This is a genomic window from Halobacillus sp. AWH4_228 (assembly GCF_056158365.1).
Window position 1 is genome coordinate 2480577 of record NZ_JBSWTE010000001.1, and the last position, 25983, is coordinate 2506559.

A 25983-nucleotide genomic window follows, 5' to 3' on the forward strand; every position below is an offset into this window, starting at 1 on the left:
CTTTGTTCGGGACTCAGACAAGACCAAGCTTTTTGATCAGCGGCTTCAATGTCAGCCCTTGGACAATCAATGAAAACAGCACGACTGAGAAGGTTAACAGCAGCACCTGGTCCCTCCCGGAAAAATCCATCGGCAGACTGAGCGCAAGGGCGACAGACAAACTTCCCCGCAGACCGCCCCAGTTGATCAGCAGACGCTCCTTGGCATTCAGCTCCTTGATCCAACCCGTACTGATATAAAGAGCGATCGTCCGGCCGATCAGTACAATCACGACAGCCCCTGCGATATAGGCCCAGTTTTCCGATAGATTGATGTTCCGGATTTCCAGACCGACCATAAGGAAGATCAACGCATTCGCAAGGAGTGTGATCGAATCCCAGAACGTGTTGATGTTCGTTTTTGTCTGCTTGGACATGCCGACTTTCGCCCCGTAATCTCCAAAAACAAACCCTGCTACAACGACAGCGATAACTCCGGATGTATGGAAATGCTCGGCAATGAAATAGCTTCCGAAAAACAAGAGGGCGCTGAAGGCCACCTCGAGCGGATAATCATCAAAGAAACGAATGATCTGCGAGAAGAAAAATCCAAGGGCAAGACCGACAAGCGCCCCCCCAATGGCGAATTTCAGGAACATGAAAACTCCGCTGCCAAGGCCAGACCATCCCATTTCAATGTAGGTAAGCAGATAAATGCTCGCGATTTTGAATAATACGACCGCAATCCCGTCATTGAATAGAGACTCGCCTTCCATAATCGTCGACATCTTCTGAGGTACTCCGAGCGACTTAAAAATGGACAGGACACTGATGGGATCCGTCGCACTCATGAGCGCAGCGAACGTGAAAGCAACAGCCAAAGGAAGGTCCAGGAAGAAATAGGACGCAGTCCCGATACAAATCGCTGAAATGAACGTTCCCATAAAGGCCAGTCCCATGACGGTTTTCTTTTCGGAAAACAAATGATGAAACGGCAGCTTCAACGTTGCATCACCCAGTAAAATCGGCAGAAACAAAGAGATGATCGTCGCTTGGAACACTTCCGATTGTGTGATGTACCGTTCTGCTTCCTCGATCACCGGAAGTTCCGTCAATCCCAGCACAAGACCGACAAGGACGAGCGCGATCGAATCCGGCTCCTTTAACAAATTGGCAATCGCGATAACGGTAATGGAAATCGCTAATAAAATTAAAATCTGGATGAAAACATCATGAAACCCATGCACAACAGGATGCCCCCTTATTAGAAAATGACATCTTTAGTCATTCCCCAAACCCGGATGGACTAAGCATTCATGTTACGGGCTAAGCGTAAGCACTCCGCCTTCCTGTTCATCCAGGCTTGTTACATGATAGTCGCCTTCAACCCAGTCCTCCAGCTGATCATGGTACCAGGCGCTTCGGAAATGCCCGGACTGCCCGGGACCAACGAGATGGTATCCTTTCTGTGACTCGGCCATATCGATGACAAAACGCCAGGAGGCACCGTGATTGACGAGGCCGTTCTCATTAAAACCCGCGGCTCTGACGGTTACCCGGCTTCCACTGACAGGGGAAGGATCGCCTGGATTTAAGAAACGCTCCAGAAAACCAATACTGGATAACGGATGAGTAAATTCCACGGCGTGATACTCTCCCCATTTCCACGCAGAAGGATCTTCCCCATATTCCTCAGCCAATTCCCGAACCGTGGTTTCAAAAGCCGTCGTGATCACCTTTGAACTTCCTCCGGCTTTCTCCATCCATAAAGAATTTCCACCGTCCCTGTCCATTCTCAACAGCTCATCTGTCGTTTGAGCTGAACCTCGGAAAAGACTTTGAATGGACTTGGGAATGGATGATTCATACAATTCGTTTTCGATGCCGGCCATCCAGAGATGGAATAGAAGCGGCTGTGGGAGATTCCGATCATCTTCAAAATTCCATTCTTCCAACAGGGTGACCGCCTGCTTTTCCAAGTTTCCTTCAGCTTCCGTATGTTCCAACAGATAAGGCAGAAATTCTTCAGCCTGCAGGTTTTTGACATCCATCTGCATGTCCTGCATATCAGCCAAAGTTACCGATTCATGATTTTTAAGCATCTCAGCAATTCTGTTATACCGGTAAGGCTGAGCCCAGTTATGACTGATGTGATAAGGATAATCATCGGAAACGACTTTGTTGTTGGCTGTAGCCACAAACCCTTCCTCAGGATTGATGACCGTAGGCAGCTCATCAAAAGGGATATAGCCCTGCCACTCATCCTCTGCTTCCCATCCTCTTAATGGCAGCAGGGCATCATCCGGATTGTCATAAATCGGAATACGGCCGTTCGCTTTATAGGCGATCGTGCCGTCCTTCCCGGCAAAAACAAAATTCTGTGCAGGAGCTAAAAATTTTTCCAGGCCTTTCTCAAACGATTCCCAGTCATCCGCCTGATTGATTTCCAGTATCGCATCAAGCTCTGTCGTTGCATCCAGTGCTGTCCACCGGAGCGACAGGACCGTATCTCCCTCTGCTCCTTCACTGAACTCGCTGATCACAGGACCATGTCTTGTCTCCAGTACATCCATCTGAACATCGCTTCCATCTTTCACCTCAATGGTTTCTTCGATCACATCCGCCTGCTCCCACCGGCCTTCATACAAAAATTCCTCCGGATTATCCGGATTTCTTTTTTCCATGTACAACTGCTGCACATCCGGGCCGACGTTCGTCACCCCCCAGGCTGCCGATTTGTTGTGGCCGAGGATGATTCCCGGGATACCGGCAAAAATGACACCGGAAACCTGGTAATCATCAGCCATTAAATCCATCTGATACCAAATGGACGGGGTGGCCATTCCGAGATGAGGATCATCAGCCAGCATCGGCGAACCGGAAGCCGTCCGGCTGCCACTGACCACCCAGTTGTTACTGCCGTTGAATTCGTGTGGAATAACCGCATGAGCCAGACTTTCTTCCACGTCCAGCCCTTCCGCATCCGCTAGAACGGTTGGAGCTCCTTCCGGATAAGCGGGAAACAATTCATAGGCTTCCTCTTCAGAAAAATTATCCAGAATATAATAGTTGAACGCCTGGCGTTCCCAGTGCCCGCCCAGGTCAAAAGCCATATATTTTCCAATTGTTAATGAATCAAGCGGTGTCCAGGGCTCGGGATCAATGGCCATCATGGCAAATTCGGGTGGGAGCGGCTCTGTTTCCATATAAGCGTTCACTCCGTCTGCGAAAGCCTGCAACAGTTCCATCGTTTCCTCTGGATATACAGCCAGCGATTTCTCCGCCGCCCGTCTAAGTCCCAATGTCCGGAAATACCGGTCCTGTTCAATGGCTGCTTCACCAACCACTTCACTCAACCGGCCGGACGCCTGCCTGCGGGCCAGCTCCATCTGGAACATCCGGTCCTGCGCCTGAACATAGCCCTGGGCCATGAATAAATCATCCAGGCTTTCCGCTTCAATATGAGGCACACCATTTTCGTCACGGAGCACCTCAACCTGTCCGTTTAACCCCTGCAGCGAAACGTCACCTTCTGTTTCAGGAAGGCTCCTCAAAGTGTAAGCGTTTACAAAAATAACGACAGCAATCATTAAAAAAATCGTAATTCCAAGCGTCCAAAATACAGGCCTTTTCCATTTTTTCCGGTGCTTTTGTTTTTCTGTATGAAACTTTCCCGCTGTTTCCACTCCCCCAGCCCCTTTCGTCATTACCATTATTATAACCTGCCATCTGGAAAGTGGATAGGTTCGGCTGGAAAAGTTACAAATGGGTGTGGTTAATTTCTGCAAAAATCGGGTACAGACCATAATGTGTTTGATTGTGGAGGTGAAGAAATAATGGAAAAAGTAAGAATTAGTAATACATCAATGGAAGCCAGCCGCATCGGCCTCGGCACATGGGCCATCGGCGGCTGGATGTGGGGCGGCACAGATGAGAAGGAATCCATCCAAACGATTCATGCCGCTCTCGATCAAGGCATTAACTTAATTGATACAGCCCCAGTATATGGGTTTGGTAAATCAGAGGAAATTGTCGGAGAAGCCGTCCGCCAGTATGGACGCCGCGAAGATCTTCTCTTAGCGACGAAGGTAGCTATGGACTGGAAAGACGAAGAAACGGTCTTCCGTAATGCAAGCAAAGAGCGGATCCACCAGGAAGTGGAAGATTCACTCCGACGCCTGCAGACGGATTACATCGATATCTATCAGGTGCACTGGCCGGACCCGGTCACACCGATCCATGAGACCGCTGAAGCGCTGGCCTACCTGCATAAGCAGGGAAAAATCCGTGCCATCGGAGTGAGTAATTTCACGCCGGAGCAGATGGATATATTCCGTGAAGCTGCACCGCTTCACACGCTCCAGCCCCCTTACAATTTATTTGAACGTGATATTGAATCCAAAACACTGCCATACGTGCAGGATCATGAGATCACAACGATCTCCTACGGTTCCCTCTGCCGCGGACTCCTTTCCGGAAAAATGTCCACCGATCGGGAATTTGAAGGCGATGATTTGAGAAACAATGATCCGAAATTCAACCAGCCGCGGTTCAAGCAGTATTTAAACGCTGTACAGGAACTGGAACAGCTTGCTGAGAAACGGTTCGGAAAATCGGTCCTTCAGCTTGCGGTGCGCTGGGTGCTTGATCAGCCCGGCTCCGGTATTGCTCTAATGGGCGGACGTCGTCCGGACCAGCTCAATCCTGTCAAAGGTATCAGTGATTTCCAGATCGACGAGCAGACGATGCATGATATTGATGAGATTTTATTGAAGCATGTCAACGACCCGGTCGGTCCTGAATTCATGGCTCCACCGGACCGCCAGGAACTAGGTCTAAAATAAACCTTTAAAGTCGGATGCTTACACAGGTCTGTAAATTTCAGAAATACGATCATTCAAATCGTAGGAACGTGACCATATGTCCAGATGGTCACGTTCCGCTTATCGGTGGATGCTTGCCGCGGGCACGGCCTCAGCTAACTCGGGCAGGAAGAACACCTGCCCGGGTGGATCTTCGGCTCGCGCTGTTCCCGCAGGCGTCACCACCGAACGCTTCTCGTGACCTTACCAAATGATGAGCGGGAAAAGAGGCGGCCTTCTAAATAATAGAAGGCCGCTTTTTTTTTATAGAAAATCTAAGAAATCTTCTGCGGAAAAAGTCTATCGTACACACAACCTCGACAGTTTTTACAAACCGTCCGTATACAGGCCTATCCACTTGCAAAATATGAAGATTACAGAACCGCTGGAACGACTGAAATCCCTTAGTTCGTGCTGCCAAGACACCTTGGACGTCCGTACACACAAGGTGATGAGACGGAATTTCCTTAGCTATGGTCCCTTATGAGAGCTCACTTTGCTCTTTTAAACAAAACCTAAGCATTGAAGAAAGAAAAGTTTAGAAACCTTTTTTGTTGTGAATCGTAATAGAAGCGTAGTGTAAATGAGGAGGATGGAACAATGGAAATTCTAATATGGGTATTCATCATTGCAAGTTTCGTGGCGAGTTTTGCCAGTGTCATATTCCCGATCATTCCAGGACCATTGGTTTTATGGATTGGATTCCTGATCTATTTCTTTTTTGTAGATGGGAACGAACTGTCGGTCTTTTTCTGGATCGGTGCGGTTGTGCTTACGATTCTGCTTATCATATCCGATATCATCGCCAATAGTTATTTTGTGAAACGGTATGGGGGAAGCAAATGGGGCGAGCGGGCAGCGGCCATCGGCGTCATTATCGGCTCGTTTATTATCCCGCCATTTGGGATCTTAGTCGTCCCTTTTGTCCTTGTCATCATTGTAGAACTTGTTCAAAAGAGGGAAAGCCAGGATGCCTTCAAGGCCGCTATCGGCTCTTTATTCGGCTTCCTTAGTGGTACCGCGGCTAAAATTGTCATCACACTAATCATGGTCATCTGGTTCTTCATCGATATTTAAAAACACGCCCGGGATGCAGCCTGCATCCCGGGCGTAGTTTTATTTGGCTGCACGTACGTTTTTCAGGTTCCGAAGCCGGCTTTCCGGAAGCCGTTTATGATGGGTGGCGATTACATAGACGGGCGCGGTCATAATCATGGCGGCTAATATAGAGCCAAGATTGAAGATCCCTTTTTCAGCCGTCCAGACGATGGCCAGTCCAACCAATCCGCCAATCATAGACGGAAATTCAGGTCCGAGAAGGTTTGCAACGATGGTATACGGAATGGTCATGGCAAAAGCAGCAAATAAAGCAAACTCCCAGACACGGATGCCTTCAACAATTTATTCATATCATAACCGGCAACATTTTTTACGACCTTCCCACCTGTAGGGATGATCCGTCCATCAGGATAGACCACACGTAGTCCGATGACGAGATCACGCCCGAATCCGTAGGCTAACCGCTTCGTGCCTCCGGATTCAACAGCCACGTGCGGCCCTTCCTTATGGGCCTGTGTCAGCAGTTCCCTGATTCCTTCCTCCGTTACGGGTTCATGAAGCAGGCTTCCTCTATTTCCATAGATATCCTTAAGCTTCACATGTTCCTGAGTGTCCATCAGGCTCCTCCCTTCTGGTTTCCTACCAGACCCTGCCGGAAAGAGAACAGGAGCCGGAATTCCGGCTCCCTTTTCTTAATGGCTGGCATATTGTTTCTGTTTCGCTTCGCGGCGTCGTCTATGAAGAATCGGTTCGGTATAGCCGTTCGGCTGTTCTTTTCCTTTGAACACAAGATCACAGGCCGCCTGGAAGGCCACGCTTTGCTCATAGTTATGGGACATCGCTTTGTACTCAGGGTCATCCACATTCTGTTCGTCCACGACCTTCGCCATCCGCTTCAATGTTTCCATGACCTGATCTTCCTGGACGATACCATGGTGGAGCCAGTTCGCCATATGCTGGCTGGAAATCCGAAGCGTCGCCCGGTCTTCCATCAATTCAACGTCGTCGATGTTCGGTACTTTCGAACATCCGACGCCATGCTCGACCCACCGGACAACATAGCCGAGAATTCCCTGGGAATTGTTATCCAGTTCATGCTGGATATCCGCTTCCCTCCAGTCTCTGTCCTTTGATACAGGAACCTTCAGAATGTCCTGCTGAAGAACGGCAGGGTCCCCGGAAATTTCTTTTTGTACATCGGCTGTATCTACTTCATGATAGTGAAGGGCATGAAGAGTTGCAGCTGTCGGGGAAGGCACCCATGCGGTGTTCGCTCCCGCCTTCAGCTGGCCGTCCTTCACGGCCATCATCTCTGCCATTCGGTCCGGCATCGCCCACATTCCTTTTCCAATCTGCGCGCGGCCTCGGAATCCGGCATGGACGCCGACAAGGACATTCGATTTTTCATAGCCCTGCAGCCATGGCGAATCTTTCATATCATTTTTGCGGATGACAGGCCCCGCTTCCATAGATGTGTGGATTTCATCGCCGGTCCGGTCAAGAAATCCGGTATTAATAAATGCGATGCGCTCCTTCACTTCATTGATACAGGCCTTCAAATTCAAGGTTGTGCGCCGTTCTTCATCCATGACGCCGATTTTCAATGTGTTTTTTTCATAGCCAAGCAGCTGCTCTGTCCGGTTGAACAACTCGTTGGCGAACGCCACTTCCTTGGAGCCATGCATCTTCGGTTTTACAATATACACAGACCCTTTGGCGGAGTTTTGATACGGCCCATTTTTCAACAAATCATGTTTTGCCAGCAGTCCGGTGACAACGGTATCGAGGATTCCTTCCGGCACTTCCTCCCCGTTCTGATCAAGAACCGTATCGGTCGTCATGAGATGCCCGACATTCCTTGCAAACATAAGAGAGCGCCCGGATAGAATCAGGGAACTTCCGTCCGGCGTCGTATACGTCCGGTCCGGGTTCAGCTCTCTCTTGATCTCACGGTCTCCCTTTTGAAAAGTGACAGAAAGACCGCCTTTTAACAGACCGAGGTAATTTTGATAGACTTCGACCTTATCGTCCGCATCAACGGCCGTCACGGAGTCTTCAAAATCCATAATCGTCGTCACTGCTGATTCCACAAGCACATCTTTCACACCAGCCTTGTCCGTCTGACCGATCGGATGATTACGGTTGATTTGAATCTCGACATGGAGACCATTGTTGACAAGCAGCACGCCCGCCGGTGCATCTGGTCCTCCAGTGAATCCAGCCAGCTGCTCCGGATATTTCAGCTCCGTCGGTTCTGCTGACGTTTTCACTTGCAAACGGCCGTCAAATATCCTGTAACCTTCGACGTCTTCATGTGAGCCTTCAGCAAGTGGGAATGTCCGATCAAGAAACGATTTTGCATAGGTGATGACTTTTTCGCCGCGTATGGGATTGTAGTCCCCTTTAGGTTCGGCTCCATCTGCTTCACTGATCACATCCGTCCCATATAACGCATCATACAAGCTTCCCCACCGGGCATTGGCAGCATTGATGGCATATCGGGCATTGTTTACAGGCACCACAAGCTGAGGACCTGCCTGACGGGAGATTTCATCGTCAATATTTTCTGTGGAAATGGAATAGTCCCCGACTTCCGGCTCGATGTAATCCAGTTCCTTTAAAAACGACGTATAGGCCTCTTTGTTGGATAGATCATGGTTGAGATGCCAATCATCGATTTTTTCCTGCATCTCATCACGGATTTGCAGCAGCTGCTTATTTTTTGGAGTGAGGTCGTCCAGGATGGCTTCAAGACCGGACCAGAAGTCATCACTGGAGATGCCGCTTTCCGGCACCGCCTGTTTATTAATAAATTCATACAGCACAGGAGCGACCTGAATGTTTCCCACTTTCACATAGTCCTGCATTCTTTATTCCTCCTTCATAAATGGAAAGAACATCCGACAGAAAACGCTTCCAATAATTGTCGGAAATTTCTATCTATTGGTTGCTTTCTATCATATAATAGATGTGAGCATATCTAAAATACATATTTGGAATCACTATTATTCCATTTAGTTATACCAGGACATTTGAATGACCTGATTTTTACAGGGAGGAATGGATATGGATATTCGTCATTTGCAATACTTTGCAGAAGTCGCTAAACAAATGAGCTTCACAAAAGCCGCTTCTACCCTGCATGTGTCCCAGCCTTCGTTAAGTAAAACGGTCAAGCAGCTGGAAACAGAGCTTGGTGTGCCGCTGTTTTACAGATCCAAGGTCCTGCAGCTGACCGATGCCGGAGAAGCTGTACTCGCCCATGCCATTCAAGTACTGGATGCCTTTCACAATTTGACGGCGGAGCTGGATGATATTACGAACGTGAAAAAAGGGAAGATTCGTATCGGCATACCACCGATCACAGGGGCAGCTTTTTTCTCAAAAATCATCCGTTATTACCGTGACAAATATCCCGAAGTGGACATTCTCTTAAGTGAAGTCGGATCGAAGATGATCAAGCAGGGCGTTGAAGACGGTTCACTGGATTTTGGACTCGTATGCAACCTGCCTGTGGAATCGTCGCAATTTCATACGTTAAAGGTTGTGGACGATCCTTTGATGCTTCTTGTCCATAAAGATACAGCTACGGCTGCTAAGGAAACCGTCCATCTAGGTGAACTCCAGGATGAACCTTTCATTCTATACCGGGAGGATTTTACTCTTCACGACCGCATCATTGAAGAGTGCCGGGCAGCCGGCTTTCACCCGAATATCGTCTGCCACAGCTCCCACCGTGACTTTATGATGGAGATGGTGGAGGCAAAAGTCGGCGCCGCCCTGCTTCCAAGTCAGATTGCACGGGAAGCGGCTGACAAAAATATCGCTGTTCTTCCTCTGTCGCATCCCAACCTCCGCCTGGAGCTCGGGCTGGTATGGAAGAAGAATAAGTACCTCGCCTTTTCAGCGCGGGAGTTCATTTCAATGTCGCGTGATTATGTAAAAGAAACGGCCCGTCTTTCATAAGAAAAGCCATGACCGTCCCTGTCAGCTTCCAAGGGTGGTTTTTTATGAACGGAAGCCTCCATCGGAATGGATGATCTGCCCCGTCACCCACCCGGCATCTTCTCCGACTAGAAAACAGATCAGGCGGGCCGCGTCCTCAGGTTCACCGATCCGTCCCATTGGAAATCTTGGCTTCAGTTCATCTTTAAGCGTCCCGGTCATCCACCCTGTGTTCGTCGGGCCCGGGTCGACAGCATTAACAGTAATATTCAGCGGCGCCAGTTCAACCGCTGCAGATTTCGTGAAGGCAGAGACAGCCCCTTTCGTCGATACATAGGCAAGGTTTCCCGGTTCCGGCGATTGATCCTGTCCGGAAACCATATGAACCACCCTTCCTCCGTGTCTGCCTTCGATTCTCCTTGCAAAAGCCGTCGTTAATAAAAGGGTGCCTCTGACATTCACCTCGTAATGGGCATCAAGGATAGCTGCATTCATAGATTTAAAGTCTGCGTCAATGGAATAGGCCGCATTGTTTATAAGAATGGAAGGACTCCCGAGGCGTTCTTCCACCTCATCGATCAATTTTTCCGGGGCTTCTTTTTCCGATAAATCCAGCTCCAGTGACGCACAGCGGACCCCGGATTGTTGAATCTGCGCTTCCAGTTTATCCGGCCATCCTTCATCTTTATCTCTGTCATAAAAAGGCATCGACCGGTCATAAGCCGACCAATAAGTGAAGAAAATATCCACTCCAGCAGACGCCAGTGCGTGACATACCGCTGTACCGATGCCTTTTTCCCTCCCCACTCCTGTAACAATGGCAATGGTTTGATTCAACATAGTTCATCCTCTCCTCCCGATGACGAATCTGAACAAAGAAGCCTGAACCACATGTTGGTTCAGGCTTCTATTTGCTGATTACTTCTGTCCCATCCCTTTTAAAAAGGACATCAGCATTGTCAGGCTCCGGTTGATTTCCGGATCTTTCAATACTTTGGCAAAATCAAGCATGTTCATCTTTTTCGTCGTTCCTTCATCCTCCATACGCTCCAGACCATTATTCAGGCGGCTGCTCAAGCTGCGGATGCCACTGACGTTCAAGTCGCCAAGCAGGAAAACAAGCTCAGGAAGATTGTTCAACAGTGGTGTATACTGTTCCTTGTCAATTTCCCTGACAACATTGGCGAGGGTTTCATCCTTCGCCTTCACAAAAGCCGAAAGCGTTTCGAGCGTTCCTTCTTTTTGAAAGGCGCTGAGCAGTTCGATGCCTTCCAGGATCGCATCCTTGTTGTCTGCGACCGCTTCTTTGACCTCCTGGACATTTTCTTCAATGACTTCTTCCCGCGATTTCTCCAACCGTTTGATATCGGTGATCGCCCGTGCCATTAATGAGCCCCCCTGCCTGGGAATGTGTAATCTTCCCGCTGCCATTTTTTCTGGACCTTCACACTAATCTGCGGCACCGGGTTTCCATTCCGGTGGTTATTTTTCGGAATCGGCGACTTCCCTTTCTTCTTCAGCACTTTCATTTTCACAGCAATTTCCTTATACGCCGGTGTATCGGTATCTTTATCGACACGGTTATCAGTCAGATAGTTGATGGCTGATTTACCATTGCTGTTCAACGGCAGGAAGATCTCTTTTCCACGGACACGGTCAGTAACCGTCACCTGTCCGGTCGCTTCTCCTGATTCAGAAATCAGCTTCACTTCCGCTCCTTCTTCAATGCCCCGCTCTTTGGCGAGTTCCTCGGAAACTTCTATGAAGGCATTCGGTGTTTTCCTCTGGATGCCCGATGTTCGGTAAGTCATGTTGCCTTCGTGGAAATGCTCCAGCAGCCGGCCGTTGTTCACATGAAGGTCATACTCTTCATTGGTGTCGTACATCAGCTCATACGTCAGTGGATAAAGCTTCGCCTTTTTATCCTCAAACGGGAACCCTTCCGTAAAGAGAAGCGGTTCATCTGTCCCGTCTTCGGCTACAGGCCACTGCAGGGAATTGTACCCTTCCAGACGGTCATACGTAACACCTGCAAATAATGGTGCCAGTCCGGCCGCTTCTGCCATAATTTCAGATGGATGCTCATAGCCCCAGTCCACACCAAAATGTTTGGCCATCAGCTGGATGATTTCCCAGTCCGGCTTTGTGCCTTCCAGCGGGTCAAAGCTCTTATAAAGACGCTGGATACGTCGTTCCGTATTCGTAAACGTGCCGTCCTTTTCAAGACTTGGGGAGGCCGGCAGCACAACGTCGGCATATTCAGCGGTCTTGGTCAGGAACAAGTCCTGTACGATAAACAGATCGAGCTTTTCAAAGGCGGCTGTTACATAATTAATATTGGCATCGACAATTCCTGTGTCCTCACCCATGACATACATCATGGAAAGCTCCCCGTCATGAATGGCTTCAATCATCTCGTGGTTATCCATGCCGGTTTCTTTCGGAAGCTCTGTTCCCCAGGCTTTTTCATAACGGGCCCGGACTTCCTCATCCTCTGTCGATTCATAGCCGGGGAAGAAGTTCGGCATACTTCCGAAGTCACTGCATCCCTGTACGTTGTTGTGGCCGCGCAGTGGATAAGCGCCTGTACCCGGCTTCCCGTAGTTTCCGGTAATAAGCAGCAGATTACTGATCGCTGTACTTGTATCACTGCCAAGCATATGCTGCGTCACGCCCATCGCCCAGCAGATCGCTACCGTTTCCGATGTGGCCACTTCTTCCGCCACCTGCTTCAGTTCCTCCTGAGGGATACCGGTTAGTTCAGATGCATATTCCATCGTAAACGGCTCCAGGCTTTCCCGGTATTCATCAAAGCCGTTGACCCAGTCGTCCAGGAAGTTTTTATCTTCCCAGCCTTGATCAAGAATGTATTTCGTAACAGCGGAAAGCCAGACAAGATCGGTTCCTGATTTCGGCTGATAAAAACGATCCGCACGCTTCGCCATTTCATGCTTTCTCAAATCAAAGACGAACAGCTTATGTCCCAACAGTTTCTGGGAACGTTTGATGCGCGAAGCAAGAACTGGGTGGGACTCCGCTGTATTGGAGCCGATGGTAATGACAAGTTTACTGTCTCCGAGATCATCAATGGATCCGGAATCGCCGCCATACCCCACCGTACGGAACAACCCTTTCGTTGCCGGTGCCTGGCAGTAACGGGAACAGTTATCCACGTTGTTCGTTCCGATCACCTGACGGGCCAGCTTCTGCATCAGGTAGGATTCCTCGTTGGTCGCTTTGGAGGATGCGATGAAGGCCAGGTGATCCGGTCCTTTTTCAGCAAGGATCTTCTTCATACGATCGACCACATACTGCATCGCCTCGTCCCATTCCACCTCTTCAAAATGATCACCGCGGCGGACGAGAGGTTTCTGAAGACGGTCTTCACTGTTTACATAGTCCCAGCCGAATTTCCCTTTAATACATGTGGATATGCCGTTGGCCGGTGACTGGGCACTCGGTTCCACCTTCAGAATCTGGCGGTCCTTCGTCCATACATCAAAGGAACATCCGACACCACAGTAGGTACACACGGTTTTTTCCTTCTTGATCGTTTCCTCACGCATCGCTGCTTCAGAATCAGATACAGCGAACAATGGACCATAACCGGTTTCCACCTTCTTCGTTAAGTTGATCATCGATTTCAGGATTCCAGGCTCGGTGTCCGTCAAAAATCCGGCCTCTCCCTCCATGCCGACTTCCATCATGGCGTTACACGGACAGACGGTGGAGCACTGCCCACAGTTGACACAGGAAGACTGATCAATCGGAACATCATTATCCCAGATGACACGCGGCTCCTGACGCTCCCAGTCTATCGTCAGCGTCTCATTTACCTGAACGTCCTGACAAACTTCCACACAGCGGCCGCACAGGATACACTGGTCAGGGTCGTAACGGTAAAACGTGCCGGAGTAGTCCTTTTCATAGCTTGTTGGCTGAAATGGACGTTCCTGGTGCTCAATGCCGAATTCTGCCATTGTATTGTGGATTTCACACGATCCATTGTTATAATCACAGACCGTGCAGTACAGTTCATGTTTTTCCAGAACACGGTCAAGTGCTTCCTTCTGTGCTTTATGTACATGTGGAAGCTGCGTCTGCACTTTCATCCCCGCCCTGACTTTGGTCCCGCACGCCCGGACAAGCTCTCCGTCGACCTGAACGATACAGGAATCGCAGGTCTGGATCGGTCCAAGGGATTCGTTGTAACAAATCTGAGGGACCTGCTCATTGACTTTATTCATTAATTGGATGAGTGTCTGGTCCGGATGATCAGCAAGGTATTCTGTGCCGTTTATTTTTACGACGGTATGTTCATTCAATCATAACTCCTCCTCTACTTTCTTCCTTTACACGGCCGGGATGGGTGTACACGTTCATCCGGTTTCCTCTGACAAACCCGGCGGCTGTAATATTCAGATCATCAGCCAGTTGCAGCGCCAGATCTGTGGGGGCCGATTTTGACAAAAGCAGTCCGAAACGCATTTTGGATACTTTCAAAAGAACCTCCGAAGAAATCCGGCCACTGAAAATCACGATCTTTTCTTTTGGACTTACCTGCTTTCGCAGCATCCACCCATATAATTTATCAAGAGCATTATGACGGCCGATATCTGTATACGCCTTCAAAATGCCCGAAACACCAGCAATGGCAGCCTGGTGGACGCCTCCAGTCTGTTTGAACATGCCCGCTTCCTGATGAAAGGATTCCATCAGCTGATAACACTTTTCTGGAGAAAACGACGTCGTATCCACGGCCGTCTTGGCGGTAGCCGCATCACTTTGAAAGTAAAAGGCGCGGCTTTTTCCGCAGCAGCTTCCAAGCCAGCGTTTCTGCCCTTCTTTTACAAACGGAACGCTGCGGGATGTTTCCACATAGGCAAAGCCGCGCTCCTCGTCGATCGTCAGGCTCGTCAATTCCCTATACGAAAGAATGACACCTTCCGAAGCAAGAAAACCAATGACAAGGTCTTCCATATCCATCGGTGTGCAGACCATCGTAGCGAATTCCTCTCCATTGACAACGATGGTCAACGGGTATTCGACAGCTACGATGTCTTCTTCCTCCTGCCCGTACTGTTCGTTGTAGCGTTGAATGTTCCACATACGGGTTTCCAAAATTATCCCCCCTCGAACGTTACCAATCCTTTCCCTTTCTTTCGACAAAACAAACACCTGACAGCATTTGGATGTCAGGTGTTGATCAGGGTCTTATATAAATAGGAGACTATCGTACGCCTACTCCTCCAGAAGAGGAAGCTTCAACGTGAAAATTGTGCCGTTCTCCGATGATTCAGTCAGCTCAAGACGTCCTCCGTGCGCCTCGGCAAGCATACGACTGAGAGGAAGACCGAGTCCGAGGCCTCTCTGTTTCAGCTTTTTGTCTTTCCCTCGGTAGAAACGTTCGAAAATGAGCGTCTGCTCGTCATCCGGAATGCCTGTTCCGGTATCGGAAATTTTCATGATCAGATCGGATTCGTCCCGGCTGACATCTATAGTGACTTTTCCTTCCTCGACTGCTTGATCGGCATTTTGAACAAGATTGAATAAGATCTGCTTCAGCCGGTGATCATCAACAGAAAGAGGGACAGCCTCCGCTGGGAACCGCACGTCCAAGGGTATGTGATCCGGATCTGACTGCCACTGTTTTTGAAACTGGGTCAGAATCGGACGAAGCGGCTGATGCTTTTTGTACATCGGCAGGGCTCCTGCGGCGTACGTATTAAAGCTCAATAGATCCTGAATCATGACTTGGAGGCGTTCCACCTCCTGCAGAGATAAATCAAGATATTCTTTGGCTTCCTCCCCTTCGACAATCTCATCCTTGACCGCCTGGATCAGACCGCTCATCGAAGTGACAGGGGTTTTCAAGTCGTGAGTCACCCCCGCCAGGAGTTCGGTGCGCATCTCTTCCAACTGCTTCAGCTTGGCGGCCATATCCGTAAAGGAATCCATCAATTCGGCCAGTTCTTTTTCCTTCGGCGGCGAAGACATTTGGATATCATAGCTGCCTTCACTGACCATCCGGGCTGCACGGGCTGTCTCTTTCAACGGCTTCGAGAGCTGTCTTGTCAAATAATAGATGACCCCCCAGCCGAGCAGACCGACACCACCGAGCAGCAGAGCCAGCAGTCCGTATTCCTGATTCAGACGGCTGAGCGTTTCCTTATCATTGACTAAAACGACATACCCAAGCGTTTCTTCTCCGCTGACAATCGGCTCGCTGATGACGTACGCCCGCTGATTCTGATCCAGCGAAATTACAGACTCGGTCGTCTGATACAACGATTCATCGACATAATCGCCGGCATTCCTGATCTGGCCTCCGCGCTGATTCGAAACGAGGATTTCTCCTTGATCGGTGACTATCAGTGCGGCCGGAGATTCATCCACATCCAATTCTCCTGCGCGGTTTCTTAAAATCTCCTCAAACAACGGCCCCGAAAGAATCCGGCCATTTGTCGTCACAATTCTATCAGCGATTTCCTGTCCGACAATGTGCATGAGATTCAACCGGTGATCAACGGTCGTCTTCTTGATCCACCAGACGGACCCTGCGGCTATGAGAATCAGTCCGATGAGAAGCGTAGCTAAGTATCTTCTGGACCAATAATGGAAAATCGTTTTACGCTTCTCAGGTTTGTACACTCCACTGATACCCCAATCCCCGCAGTGTTTTGATGTCATACGGCTCTTCCTTTGAGTCTCCCAGCGCCTTACGGATACGCTTGATCGACAAATCCACCGCGCGGTCACTCCCCTCATATTCGTAGCCCCATACCCGGTCAAGCAGTTGCTCCCGTGTGAAGGTCTGGTTCGGATGACGGGTAAGAAAAATAAACAGCTTGCCATCCTTTGGAGACAGTTCAATTTCCTCTCCATTTTTATGGACGGTATGAGCAGCCGGGTCGACGACAAGTGATCCTATGCGGAGAAGCTGGTCCTCCACTCTTGCCGGAGGGCGGCTCAGGACCGCTTTCACTCTTGCCACCACTTCTTCACCGATGAATGGTTTAGCTATGTAATCGTCTGCCCCTGTTTCAAACCCTTTCAGTTTATGATCGATTTCGCCGAGCGCGGTCAGCATGATGACGGGGCAGGCACTTTTTTCACGGATTTCCGTCAGCACCGTCCATCCATCCTTGTCCGGAAGCATCACATCAAGCAGAACGAGATCCGGGCGCTGTGCAGTGAATTTTTCCATGGCTTCATTCCCCGTCCACGCCTGTTCAGTGATCATGTCATTTTTGGATAAATAGGCTTGGAGAACACGGGAAATGGTCGGTTCGTCTTCTACAATCAATACTTTGTTCATCGTTTCAGCTCTCCTTTGCTTCCATTATAAAGGGTAACCAGGGCCGGTGAGAAAAAATCATAAAAAAAGAAGGCTTTGTGGGAAAAGCCTTCTTTACTCGCAAGAGGAGATTATACAGCGGAATCCGTAGGTTCTGCTTCTTCACTTTCCTCTGTATCCGGGGCCTGACCGCGAGGTTTTATGTCCAAGCCAAGTTCCTCGAGCTGGGCCTGTGCTTCCTCCTGTGTCAGTTCACCGCTTTTGACCTGCTCACGGATCTCCTTCACCTGGGTGCGCTCTTCCTCAGTCAGGTCTCCGCCCATGCGATGACCTTTTCCACCGCGATGACGGGGCTGCTCAATCCCGAGCTCCTCCAGTTCTGCTTTCGCTTCTTCCTTCGTCCATTCGCCTGCTTCCACCTTGGACCTGATCTCTTCCAGTTTCTCTTTGGTTTCTTCATCTACGTCCTCAAAAGGGTGGCCGCCTGTTTGGAAGAAAAAGCGTTTCTGCTCCTGCAGCTTTTCAAGAATTTCATCTTCGCTCAGCTCCCCGTTTTTAAACTGCTGGAGCAGGCTGCGGATTTCCGTTTCCCCGCTTTCCACCGATTCCTGCGCGGCTTCTGAACCCGTATCTGTTTCTGCATCTGTCGCCGCATAAGAGATACCCGGGATGGCAATCGCCAATGCAAGAGCCCCTGTCAGCGCTTTTTTCGATAGTAGGTTTTTCATGTCTTTACGTCCTCCTGTAGACTTCATGTATTTGGTACATGTTCATCATAAAAAAGAAATAAGTCAGGAAGATGTCAAAGCGAAAACTTTTTTGCCGGAGGTGATATCGGTCGGTCAGGCGGGGCTATCAGTCTTTTTCCACATATATCGATTTTTTTAGAATATATCAACTAAATTTGTGATATATCGATTTTTTCCAGTCTATATCAATTAATTTCGCGATATATCAATTTTTCTCCATTTTCCCCATAAAAAAAACGGAGGCCGCAGCCTCCGTTACTCATTATTGGTGTTGATTCAATGTTTCAGCAAGTTCTTCTCTTGATTTGAAGCCGACTTTTTTATCAACCAGCTCTCCGTCTTTGAAGAAAAGAAGTGTCGGGATGCTCATTACTCCATATTCCTGCGCAGTTTCAGGGTTTTGGTCAACGTCCAGTTTTACGATTTTCGCTTGTTCGCCCATTTCAGCATCCAGTTCCTCAAGAACAGGGGCGATCATTTTACATGGTCCGCACCATGGGGCACCAAGATCCGCAAGGACAAGGCCTTCTTTGGTTTCATTTGCAAAGTCTGCATCGGTTACGTTTGTAACTGCCATGATATATTCCTCCATTTGCCGGTTATTTTCTAACCTGTAAATAATTTTATTACGGTTAGAATGATAAGGTATGTTAAACTATAAGTCAATAGAAAGGATTCGGAGGTTTTTATGATGCAGGATCGGATGACACTGTCCCAATTTTCCTCTTATGTATTTATTAACTTTTTCAATACGATAAACAGCCACTGGGATCAGGCGAATGATTATTTAACGACAGAAGAAGAGGTGTATCAATGGCTTGACCTCATGTCTTACCACGGACTCCTCTCGGATCAGCAGATGAAAGCTCTCAAACAGGAAGCCTTTCACACTGATAAACTCCGCGATTTCCGTGATCGAAGCCGTTCTTATTTTTACAGGAAAGAGAATGAAGAAGGATTCACACACATGCTGAGTGAATGGACGAAAGGAACGCTGCAGTTCATGTTCGAACAGGGTGCGCTTGTACCCGTCCCTTTAAAAGGGGGTTCGGACGGGCTGCTGGCACTCCTTGCCTATCAAATGCTCCATCACAAGGAAGCCGGCATCTGGGAAAAGATTTCTGCATGCCAGAACGATGACTGTCTGGCGTTGTTCGTGAACCAAAAAGGACGGCGCAAATGGTGTTCCATGGACGTCTGCGGCAACCGGATGAAAGCAAGAAAGCATTACAGCAAGAAGAAAGCCGGCCAGGCTTCTGAATAAAAAAGGAAGCGTTCATCATGAACGCTTCCTTTTTTATGGCTGTAGAAAAATCGCTTCGAGCGGCGGCTGCTCACCAGCTAATCCGACCGCAACAGCCGTATAAGCTTCATTCGGGTTCAAGGTTACCCCCGGCACTTCGAGAACGACCTGATTCGTTCCCGCTACCCGGACCTCTAAATCAGCTGTCGTCGGTGGAACCGTGATATAGCGGGTCGCCCGGCCGAACGGCACATTTCTGAACAGGACATCTCCGCCTTTGACAGCTACATCTACAGCCGGTGCGTTTGGAGACAGGTGCCAGAAACGGACCTTGGCATTGCCGTACGCGGTGTGATCGTTGTCGACAACCGGGATGAGCTGAAGCTGATTGACTTTTCCAGCTGCGGCCACCGTATAGGATTGATCTGCTTCAACAGCTACAGTCTGGGTCAGAACAGGCTGCGAAGTGTCACCAGCGGCATAAATATCTATGCGGTACTGCCCTTGAGGAACTTCCAAATACTCACTCTGCTGCTTATACGGGACGTTTTCCAATATTTTCTGACCGTTCACATAGACATCCACGTTCGGTGCATCCGGTGAAGCATGAAGAACTCTTACTTTTGCTGTTCCACCGCCACCCATGCCCATCCCTTCACTGCGTTCACACATCACCCACTGCTGCATGCACTGCAGGTGCTTATGGTAATAGTGGATATGCTTATTCGGGTCAATATACTTGTAGTAATTCGAAAGCATATCATATTTCATCGCCTGCCACGCCAGCTGCTCCGGATTTTCGTTTGGATACATCGTGCCACTCCCCTTTCAAGAAATCCCCATCTTCATCTTATTCAGCAGATTCATGGACAGAACTATTTATCCCGGATGCCGTCTTTTCTCGTTCATGATAAAGTGGAGGATGGATAAAGAAAGAAGGTGACGGTATGAAAAAGAAAGGAGCCTTGCTGGTATTTACCGGAGCAGCAAGTTTCGGTTTCACCCCGATTTTTGTGAAGCATGGATTTGCTGAGGGATATTCGCTCGGTCAGTTGAACATCGCACAGATGATGATCGCGTTCATTCTGCTGTGGCTGTTGTCCTTCCCGCATTGGAAGGAGATCCGGCAAATAAAGTACATTGACCGGCTCAAGGTGATGGGCGCCGGGTCGTCCGTAGGCTTAACAAGTATTTTTTATTACGGAGCGATGCAGTATATTCCCGCTTCCATGGCCATACTCCTGCTTTTCCAATTTGTCTGGATCGGAATGCTGATTGAATGGGTCTTTTTAAAGAAATCACCGGAAAAAGTGCATTTCGTCTCCCTTGCGATTACATTGTCGGGTGTCATTCTGGCGTCCGAGGTGCTTTCGGGAGGCGTGGGTGAACTCCCTCCTGCCGGCTTGATCCTCGGCCTTTTATCTGCACTTTCCTATGCGGCGTTTATTTATACGAGTGGACAGGCCGCACCGGAAGTGAATTCCGTGCTCCGCAGCTCCTGGATGATCACAGGCTCACTCCTGCTCGTACTGATAGTTTTTTCCAGGGACATTCCAACGTTCCCTGTCTTCGAAGGAGAGCTTTGGCTGATCAGTCTCGGTATTGCGATGGTTGGTGCTGTGATTCCCCCATTGTTTTTCGCTGGAGGGGCCCCGCACATTTCTGCGAGGCTGGCCAATATTCTCAGCTCTGTAGAACTGCCGGTCGCCATTGTATCGGCTATGGTGGTGTTAAAGGAACAGGTGACCCTCCTGCAGTGGGCGGGCATCGGCCTGATTCTCTTTTCCATCGTTGTCAATGAAACCGGAGACAGGTGGTTCCGACGCTCCCAAAAAAAGAAAGCCGCTTCATAATCAGCGGCTTTCTCTATTCTCATCTCTTCTTATTCTTCTTTTTAAAACCACCGATCGCCATAAATAAGGTGAACAACAATATAAACCAGGAAGCAAAACCCACGTCCGTCCACCTCCCTTGTTGTTAAAAAACACGTGTGACCATCATCATAAACAGCAGCACCGACATCAGCATCTTACTCACTGCTGTTATGAATGAGCGATCCTTCCACGCTTTAACGCTGTCATACATTAGAAAGATTGACACGACTCCAATAAATACGGTGTAACCGGCTGGAAATATATCTATAACCTTAATCAGAAGACCTATAGCTGCCATAACTAAAATCACCGGCAGTAGATGACGCATTTAAGACGCTCCCTTATTCAGATCTGTCAGTTTTCCCCGCCGATGCAGGACTTCAAAGGTTCCTATGATGACTACTGCCCCTGTGATCATCACCCCAAAAGCGGTTCGATCCGTCCACACGTTAAAAACTGCAAGCAGAAACGAGCCATTCATGATGATTACGAACGAATAAATCAGCCATCTCAGCATATGAATTCCCCCCGGACATTTTTTCTCTGCCTTTCTATACGATTGAAGCCGGCGGACGTTTCACTTTCGCCATTGTTTTTCCCACGTTCTTCTCCAATGACTTTAATTGGATCGATTGATATAATAGAAAGATCACCTGTTTGGAAGGAGGAAAAGGATGCGTCTCTTTATCGCAGGATGCATGCTGTTGTTTGCAGCGGTTTTAAGTCCGCATGGAAAATTTCTGGAGCTTGCCTACAGCTGGTCTGACGATTTGAATATCGCGTCATCTGTTCAGTTGTCGGACGGCGCGGCCGTCTTTTTCCAGCCTCTATCCTTTCCTCTGCCTCCGGACCAGGATGATGAGGGACCTTCTGCGTTTTTAAACGCTCCCCTTTTCTCCCTTGTCCAGTTCCATGAACTAGTTGAGAACCAGGTGTTTGGTTATCAGGGTGAAAACAGAGGATTTCTCATTGCCAGGCATGCGAATTCAACCTATACATAAATGCTCCTTTCTCATGGATCCACACGATTCCATATAAAGGAGACAGCGCGTTGAAAAATTCTAAAGACACAGGGCTTTATGCCGTGGTCGTTCTATTTATCTATCTATGCTTTTTCGGGTCTGTCTGGTTCTTCGGTGCTCTAAACGGAGCGGACTGGTCCTCCTGGTGGATCGATTTTTCCTGGGACATGGTCAATACGAAAGAGCTGAAGCAGATCATAAGTTTGTAAAAACGGGACCATGCTTGGAGCTGCAGGCATGGTCCTTCATCTACACATTGAATAAGGGAGTTATGGAATGTTTATTGAAGCTTTTGGAACGGATGCGTTTGTACTTATTACCGCGTTTTTACTTTTCAGCGGCATCGTGGCCGCCAAGTTTTCCAGCCGCTGGGGGCTGCCGGCGTTGATTCTGTTTATGATTGTCGGAATGATTATCGGGAGTGACGGCCTTGGGATCATCTATTTCGATGATGCGGGAGTGGCTCAGTTGTTCGGGGTCTTCGCCCTTGTTCTGATTTTGTTTGAAGGCGGGCTTCACACAAAATGGTCGACCGTCCGCTCGGTGGCCCTGCCTTCTCTGTCCCTCGCTACCATCGGCGTTGTCCTTACATCGACGTTAATTGGGGCGGCGGCTTTTCTTCTGCTTGACTTAAGCTTGATGGAGGGACTGCTGCTCGGAGCGATTGTCGGTTCGACCGATGCCGCCGCTGTATTTTCTGTGTTAAAAGAACGGAACATCAAAGCGAAAATGGGAGCGACCTTGGAAGCGGAATCCGGCACCAACGATCCTATGGCCGTCTTTTTGACGCTTTCTTTCATTGAATTGATTTCCAATGAAGGGAGCTCCATCTGGATGCTCATCCCCACATTTTTCCTTCAGATGGGCCTGGGCCTCGTGTTAGGTGTCCTGTTCGGCTGGACAGCCTCCTTTTCTATCAACCGCATCCGACTCGGATCAAGTGCCCTTTATCCAATCTTATCGATTGCATTTGCGCTCTTGACCTACGGAATCACCGCGTTCGTCGGCGGAAGCGGATTCCTGGCTGTTTACATTGCCGCGCTTGTTATTGGAAACCGGGAACTGACATACCGGTATTCCATATTTCAATTTAATGAAGGCTTTGCCTGGATGGCACAAATTCTCATGTTCATCATCCTCGGGCTGCTCGTCTTTCCGGACCAGCTGTTTTCATCCGAAGTGATGTATGACGGCATCATCCTGTCTCTGCTGCTCATCTTTGTTGCGCGGCCGGCCGCTGTCTTCCTTTCCTTGATCCGCCTCAACTATACGTTCAAGGAAAAACTGTTCATTTCATGGGCCGGACTGCGGGGAGCCGTTCCAATCGTCCTCGCTACTTTTCCGGTCGTAGATGGATTGAACAACAGTCAGACCTTATTCAACATCGTCTTCTTTATCGTGTTGACGTCAGCGTTGATTCAAGGCTCGACGATCTCATGGATGGCGGACCGCTTAAACCTTGTCGGGCCGAAAAAGGATACCCCACACCATTCCATCGAGCTGATATCGATGGGGAAGGTGGCTGTGGAAATGATCCAGTATCAGACAAGCCAGGAATCAGCGGTGGTGGGAAGCCGGCTGCGGGATTTGTCTTTCCCGAACCATGCGAACATTAATGCCATCATTCGTGATAATCAGGTCATCACCCCTTATGGTGAAACAGAAATCAAAGCTGGAGACTTCCTTTATATTCTAGTGGAATCCAAATATAAGGATCAGGTGACAAAGGAGCTGGAGAGGACAGTCACTCCTATAAAAACCGGATCGGAATCATAGAAAAGGAGAGGGCCCCGGGGTCCTCTCCTCAGCTTGTAGAGAAACCCCTGTTTCTTTACGAGCTTTTTTCTTTCTTACCGCCAGGAGCGAAGCCCCTTGGGGGTTCTATAACATCGCCAAAGACTCTCCTTCACCCCGCTCACCCTTGCTGGATGGAGAACAATCTTTTACATATTCCGGCAGACAGCCGTCATCAGCGCCTGTTCTTTCCCTTCTTTTCCACGCAAGCGGCAATAGCGCAGCTCATGCCGTTCTTTGGAATCTGCGAACCTGCTTCGTGCACAATCTCTCTCCTCTATATTCTAACGTCGACACGTGGAGCGTTCGGTGGTGATGCCTGCGGGAACAGCACGGGCCGAAGATCCACTTGGGCAGGCGACCTTCCTGACCAAGTTAGCTGAGGGCGTGCCCGCGGCATTCATCCACCGATAAGCGGAGTGTGACCCTTCCCACGACAAATGGACAACGCTAACGGGTTGACACAGGCTTTTTCTACAGACAAGGAGAGGACCTCAGGGCCCTCTCCTTTTTTATTTATTCCTCTGCTTTCCACCTGGTTTAAACATTTGTACACGAGGAGCTGTACCAGAATAAAGCCGATCCATAAGAGCACCAGACTATTACGGTACATAAAAACAGAGAGTTCATGGTCTCTATGCAGATCAAACAGGCTGTCTACAATAATCATTGTCCCCATCCAGCTGTAGATCAGACTGATGATGAAAAACAGCCACTTGTTTTTCCGATCGGTAATGATTGACTTTTCATATGTATACGACACAGCAAATAGAATGACAGCTGTCAGCAGATGGACAACGACCATGACCATTAGACCGGAATGGTTTAGTACAGGTAACATTCCTCCCCCCTTTCTTACGGAAAATCCCGGACCATTATCCCGTACTCAGCCGGATTTTTCAATACTCTAAGGGATCAGCAGAGCGCATCATACGTTTGTTTATCACAGACGACACGGATATGCGCCCCTTCAGGGAGCGGCTCATCCAAGTGTTTATAGATGTCCATGTTTTCTCCGACGGCGATGACATTGCCCCCTTGCGACGTGACATCCTCGACAACATCGCGGTAGGTCTTCCATTCTTCTTTTCTTTCAATCTGGCGAAGATCATAACCGGACTCCCGGCTGATAAGCTGATTGAATAATCCGGAAACGCCTTTTTGGAATGAAGAGCGGACGAGCATTCGGGAGACAAACTCATCGGATAAAACGACCTCATCTACTTTGCTGTGCTTGAACATCGGAACGTGGTCGCGGTCGAGCACCTCGACCGTTGTATGGACGTGAGGGGCATTCTTTTCCAACGCTGCAGCAACGAGCAGCGAGTTGCCGTCGACAAGCCTCGAACTGTCCGAGCAGTCTGTCGCAAAAACAATCGCACTTTTACTGTCTTCAAGATTGGCTTTGTCAAGAACATCCTTTTTCATCGGACTGCCGTTTATGTAATGGACACGCTTCATGTTGAGAGGTTCTTTTTCTACCTCATCGATGAGGACAATTTCTGTCTCTTTATCGGCCAGCAGGATTTCATCAATGGCCAGCGCCGCTTTTTTGGACCAGCCAACGATGACAATGTGGCCTTTACCGTGATAACTCAATTTCCCTTCCTCCTTCCGCTTTTTAAAAATCCCCATCGCATTGGCAATCAGGCTGATGACAACACCCAGCACACCGATACCCACAAGGTAAAGCAGCATGGCAAAATTTCTACCGGCGGTTGTTTGTGGGGAGATGTCTCCATAACCGACGGTCGATATCGTCGTCATTACCCACCAGAGGCTGTCGTGAAAACTCGTGAAGGTTTCGGGCTCGATCCACATGATGGTGAACGTACTGCCGAAAATAATCAGGAAAGAGCCGATCAGCAGCGTCGTTTTATCAAGGCGGATAAATTTGATTAGAATATTACGCAAAGGACTCCCTCCTATCTCTGTTGTGCATCGTTTCATAGATTATTTCTCGTATTGAAAAATTGAAACGCGCGTAAATAAAGATCGATCGTTTCGCAAGCTGAAGGAAAGAAAACGGCCCTGCCCCCCTCTGCTTTCGGAAGCCAGGTCCAATAGTTTCAAGAATCCGGGTTTTCGTCAAACCGGGGCCGGTTGTCATCAATCCTACCTTCGTCCTATGTCCTGTCAGTATTACAAACCACATGGTAA

At 49.0% G+C, this 25983-nt stretch carries 24 protein-coding genes and 2 pseudogenes; 8 read left to right on the forward strand and 18 right to left on the reverse strand.

The features are described from left to right. Positions 1-13: 13 nt before the first annotated feature. Together ACXADP_RS12650 and ACXADP_RS12655 are read right to left on the reverse strand one after the other, a co-directional pair. Positions 14-1225 (reverse strand): cation:proton antiporter, encoded by a 1212-nt coding sequence (locus ACXADP_RS12650; protein ID WP_474971579.1) that lies wholly within the window; start codon positions 1223-1225, stop codon positions 14-16. A 72-nt stretch (positions 1226-1297) separates the two neighbouring features. Beyond that, the gene (locus ACXADP_RS12655; RefSeq protein WP_474968280.1) at positions 1298-3691 is read right to left on the reverse strand and encodes a penicillin acylase family protein; all 2394 of its coding nucleotides are present in this window, start codon (positions 3689-3691) and stop codon (positions 1298-1300) included. Between the two features lie 123 nt (positions 3692-3814). Here ACXADP_RS12655 and ACXADP_RS12660 point away from each other — a divergent pair, with 123 nt between their 5' ends. Together ACXADP_RS12660 and ACXADP_RS12665 are read left to right on the forward strand one after the other, a co-directional pair. Further along, positions 3815-4822: an aldo/keto reductase gene (locus tag ACXADP_RS12660; protein WP_474968279.1), complete on the forward strand. Its 1008-nt coding sequence runs from the start codon at positions 3815-3817 to the stop codon at positions 4820-4822. Between the two features lie 618 nt (positions 4823-5440). Next, positions 5441-5917, forward strand: a complete 477-nt coding sequence (locus ACXADP_RS12665; RefSeq protein WP_474968278.1) for a DUF456 domain-containing protein — start codon at positions 5441-5443, stop codon at positions 5915-5917. Between the two features lie 168 nt (positions 5918-6085). Here ACXADP_RS12665 and ACXADP_RS12670 read toward each other — a convergent pair. The 3 genes and pseudogenes from ACXADP_RS12670 to ACXADP_RS12680 all read right to left on the reverse strand — a co-directional run. After that, positions 6086-6235: pseudogene (locus ACXADP_RS12670) on the reverse strand (L-lactate permease); the annotation flags it as partial. A 2-nt stretch (positions 6236-6237) separates the two neighbouring features. Further along, a pseudogene (locus ACXADP_RS12675) lies at positions 6238-6372 on the reverse strand (FAD-binding oxidoreductase); the annotation flags it as partial. A 219-nt stretch (positions 6373-6591) separates the two neighbouring features. Further along, positions 6592-8766, reverse strand: a complete 2175-nt coding sequence (locus ACXADP_RS12680) for a malate synthase G (protein WP_474971580.1) — start codon at positions 8764-8766, stop codon at positions 6592-6594. 199 nt (positions 8767-8965) lie between these two features. Between ACXADP_RS12680 and ACXADP_RS12685 the strand changes: the two genes are divergently transcribed. Then, entirely contained in the window at positions 8966-9865 is a 900-nt protein-coding gene (locus tag ACXADP_RS12685) for a LysR family transcriptional regulator (protein ID WP_474968276.1), read from the forward strand. Between the two features lie 42 nt (positions 9866-9907). Here ACXADP_RS12685 and ACXADP_RS12690 read toward each other — a convergent pair whose 3' ends face one another. The 8 genes from ACXADP_RS12690 to trxA all read right to left on the reverse strand — a co-directional run bounded on the left by ACXADP_RS12690 (position 9908) and on the right by trxA (position 18467). Next, a complete protein-coding gene (locus ACXADP_RS12690) occupies positions 9908-10684 on the reverse strand; it encodes an SDR family oxidoreductase (protein ID WP_474971581.1) in 777 nt (258 codons plus the stop codon). 78 nt (positions 10685-10762) lie between these two features. After that, complete coding sequence (locus ACXADP_RS12695; RefSeq protein WP_474971582.1) at positions 10763-11230, reverse strand: helical membrane plugin domain-containing protein; 468 nt, start codon at positions 11228-11230, stop codon at positions 10763-10765. After that, on the reverse strand, positions 11230-14169 hold the full coding sequence (gene fdhF, locus ACXADP_RS12700) for a formate dehydrogenase subunit alpha (protein ID WP_474968274.1): 2940 nt from the start codon (positions 14167-14169) through the stop codon (positions 11230-11232). Before fdhF ends, ACXADP_RS12695 begins: the two co-directional genes overlap by 1 nt. Then, positions 14162-14965 (reverse strand): formate dehydrogenase accessory sulfurtransferase FdhD, encoded by an 804-nt coding sequence (gene fdhD / locus ACXADP_RS12705; protein WP_474968273.1) that lies wholly within the window; start codon positions 14963-14965, stop codon positions 14162-14164. The genes fdhF and fdhD overlap by 8 nt, the downstream gene beginning before the upstream one ends. A 120-nt stretch (positions 14966-15085) precedes the next feature. Next, a complete protein-coding gene (locus ACXADP_RS12710) occupies positions 15086-16534 on the reverse strand; it encodes a HAMP domain-containing sensor histidine kinase (protein ID WP_474971583.1) in 1449 nt (482 codons plus the stop codon). Beyond that, positions 16482-17162: a response regulator transcription factor gene (locus ACXADP_RS12715; RefSeq protein ID WP_474971584.1), complete on the reverse strand. Its 681-nt coding sequence runs from the start codon at positions 17160-17162 to the stop codon at positions 16482-16484. Before ACXADP_RS12715 ends, ACXADP_RS12710 begins: the two co-directional genes overlap by 53 nt. 110 nt (positions 17163-17272) lie before the next feature. Next, positions 17273-17869 (reverse strand): hypothetical protein, encoded by a 597-nt coding sequence (locus ACXADP_RS12720; protein ID WP_474971585.1) that lies wholly within the window; start codon positions 17867-17869, stop codon positions 17273-17275. Between the two features lie 283 nt (positions 17870-18152). Then, positions 18153-18467 (reverse strand): thioredoxin, encoded by a 315-nt coding sequence (trxA, locus tag ACXADP_RS12725; protein WP_474968269.1) that lies wholly within the window; start codon positions 18465-18467, stop codon positions 18153-18155. A gap of 114 nt (positions 18468-18581) precedes the next feature. On the opposite strand from trxA, the gene ACXADP_RS12730 reads away from it, so the two are divergent. After that, complete coding sequence (locus tag ACXADP_RS12730) at positions 18582-19154, forward strand: CGNR zinc finger domain-containing protein (protein ID WP_474968268.1); 573 nt, start codon at positions 18582-18584, stop codon at positions 19152-19154. Between the two features lie 33 nt (positions 19155-19187). On the opposite strand, the gene ACXADP_RS12735 is transcribed toward ACXADP_RS12730, so the two are convergent. Continuing rightward, entirely contained in the window at positions 19188-19946 is a 759-nt protein-coding gene (locus tag ACXADP_RS12735; protein ID WP_474968267.1) for a DUF4397 domain-containing protein, read from the reverse strand. A gap of 134 nt (positions 19947-20080) precedes the next feature. Between ACXADP_RS12735 and ACXADP_RS12740 the strand changes: the two genes are divergently transcribed. Next, on the forward strand, positions 20081-20986 hold the full coding sequence (locus tag ACXADP_RS12740; protein WP_474971586.1) for an EamA family transporter: 906 nt from the start codon (positions 20081-20083) through the stop codon (positions 20984-20986). A 124-nt stretch (positions 20987-21110) separates the two neighbouring features. Here the strand turns inward: ACXADP_RS12740 and ACXADP_RS12745 are convergent, their stop codons facing one another. Both ACXADP_RS12745 and ACXADP_RS12750 read right to left on the reverse strand, forming a co-directional pair. After that, positions 21111-21335 carry a hypothetical protein gene (locus ACXADP_RS12745; RefSeq protein WP_474968265.1) on the reverse strand — a complete coding sequence of 75 codons (225 nt, stop codon included), beginning with the start codon at positions 21333-21335 and terminating at the stop codon, positions 21111-21113. Then, on the reverse strand, positions 21336-21524 hold the full coding sequence (locus ACXADP_RS12750; protein WP_474968264.1) for a hypothetical protein: 189 nt from the start codon (positions 21522-21524) through the stop codon (positions 21336-21338). Positions 21525-21681: 157 nt separating this feature from the next. Here ACXADP_RS12750 and ACXADP_RS12755 point away from each other — a divergent pair, with 157 nt between their 5' ends. The 3 genes from ACXADP_RS12755 (at position 21682) to ACXADP_RS12765 (ending at position 23805) form a co-directional block, all read left to right on the forward strand. Then, complete coding sequence (locus tag ACXADP_RS12755) at positions 21682-22008, forward strand: hypothetical protein (protein ID WP_474968263.1); 327 nt, start codon at positions 21682-21684, stop codon at positions 22006-22008. 50 nt (positions 22009-22058) lie between these two features. After that, on the forward strand, positions 22059-22238 hold the full coding sequence (locus ACXADP_RS12760) for a hypothetical protein (protein WP_474971587.1): 180 nt from the start codon (positions 22059-22061) through the stop codon (positions 22236-22238). 67 nt (positions 22239-22305) lie between these two features. Next, positions 22306-23805, forward strand: a complete 1500-nt coding sequence (locus ACXADP_RS12765; protein ID WP_474968261.1) for a potassium/proton antiporter — start codon at positions 22306-22308, stop codon at positions 23803-23805. 418 nt (positions 23806-24223) lie between these two features. Here the strand turns inward: ACXADP_RS12765 and ACXADP_RS12770 are convergent, their stop codons facing one another. Next, complete coding sequence (locus ACXADP_RS12770; protein ID WP_474971588.1) at positions 24224-24664, reverse strand: hypothetical protein; 441 nt, start codon at positions 24662-24664, stop codon at positions 24224-24226. Between the two features lie 74 nt (positions 24665-24738). Continuing rightward, positions 24739-25737: a potassium channel family protein gene (locus tag ACXADP_RS12775; protein ID WP_474968259.1), complete on the reverse strand. Its 999-nt coding sequence runs from the start codon at positions 25735-25737 to the stop codon at positions 24739-24741. Positions 25738-25983 lie beyond the last annotated feature (246 nt).

Coding starts and splice junctions, on each gene's coding strand:
- ACXADP_RS12655 (WP_474968280.1), bottom strand. CDS start 3,691: ATGGTAATGACGAAAGGGGCTGGGGGAGTGGAAACAGCGGGAAAGTTT.
- ACXADP_RS12660 (WP_474968279.1), top strand. CDS start 3,815: ATGGAAAAAGTAAGAATTAGTAATACATCAATGGAAGCCAGCCGCATC.
- ACXADP_RS12665 (WP_474968278.1), top strand. CDS start 5,441: ATGGAAATTCTAATATGGGTATTCATCATTGCAAGTTTCGTGGCGAGT.
- ACXADP_RS12680 (WP_474971580.1), bottom strand. CDS start 8,766: ATGCAGGACTATGTGAAAGTGGGAAACATTCAGGTCGCTCCTGTGCTG.
- ACXADP_RS12685 (WP_474968276.1), top strand. CDS start 8,966: ATGGATATTCGTCATTTGCAATACTTTGCAGAAGTCGCTAAACAAATG.
- ACXADP_RS12690 (WP_474971581.1), bottom strand. CDS start 10,684: ATGTTGAATCAAACCATTGCCATTGTTACAGGAGTGGGGAGGGAAAAA.
- ACXADP_RS12695 (WP_474971582.1), bottom strand. CDS start 11,230: ATGGCACGGGCGATCACCGATATCAAACGGTTGGAGAAATCGCGGGAA.
- ACXADP_RS12710 (WP_474971583.1), bottom strand. CDS start 16,534: ATGACATCAAAACACTGCGGGGATTGGGGTATCAGTGGAGTGTACAAA.
- ACXADP_RS12715 (WP_474971584.1), bottom strand. CDS start 17,162: ATGAACAAAGTATTGATTGTAGAAGACGAACCGACCATTTCCCGTGTT.
- ACXADP_RS12720 (WP_474971585.1), bottom strand. CDS start 17,869: ATGAAAAACCTACTATCGAAAAAAGCGCTGACAGGGGCTCTTGCATTG.
- trxA (WP_474968269.1), bottom strand. CDS start 18,467: ATGGCAGTTACAAACGTAACCGATGCAGACTTTGCAAATGAAACCAAA.
- ACXADP_RS12730 (WP_474968268.1), top strand. CDS start 18,582: ATGCAGGATCGGATGACACTGTCCCAATTTTCCTCTTATGTATTTATT.
- ACXADP_RS12735 (WP_474968267.1), bottom strand. CDS start 19,946: ATGTATCCAAACGAAAATCCGGAGCAGCTGGCGTGGCAGGCGATGAAA.
- ACXADP_RS12740 (WP_474971586.1), top strand. CDS start 20,081: ATGAAAAAGAAAGGAGCCTTGCTGGTATTTACCGGAGCAGCAAGTTTC.
- ACXADP_RS12745 (WP_474968265.1), bottom strand. CDS start 21,335: ATGCGTCATCTACTGCCGGTGATTTTAGTTATGGCAGCTATAGGTCTT.
- ACXADP_RS12750 (WP_474968264.1), bottom strand. CDS start 21,524: ATGCTGAGATGGCTGATTTATTCGTTCGTAATCATCATGAATGGCTCG.
- ACXADP_RS12755 (WP_474968263.1), top strand. CDS start 21,682: ATGCGTCTCTTTATCGCAGGATGCATGCTGTTGTTTGCAGCGGTTTTA.
- ACXADP_RS12765 (WP_474968261.1), top strand. CDS start 22,306: ATGTTTATTGAAGCTTTTGGAACGGATGCGTTTGTACTTATTACCGCG.
- ACXADP_RS12770 (WP_474971588.1), bottom strand. CDS start 24,664: ATGTTACCTGTACTAAACCATTCCGGTCTAATGGTCATGGTCGTTGTC.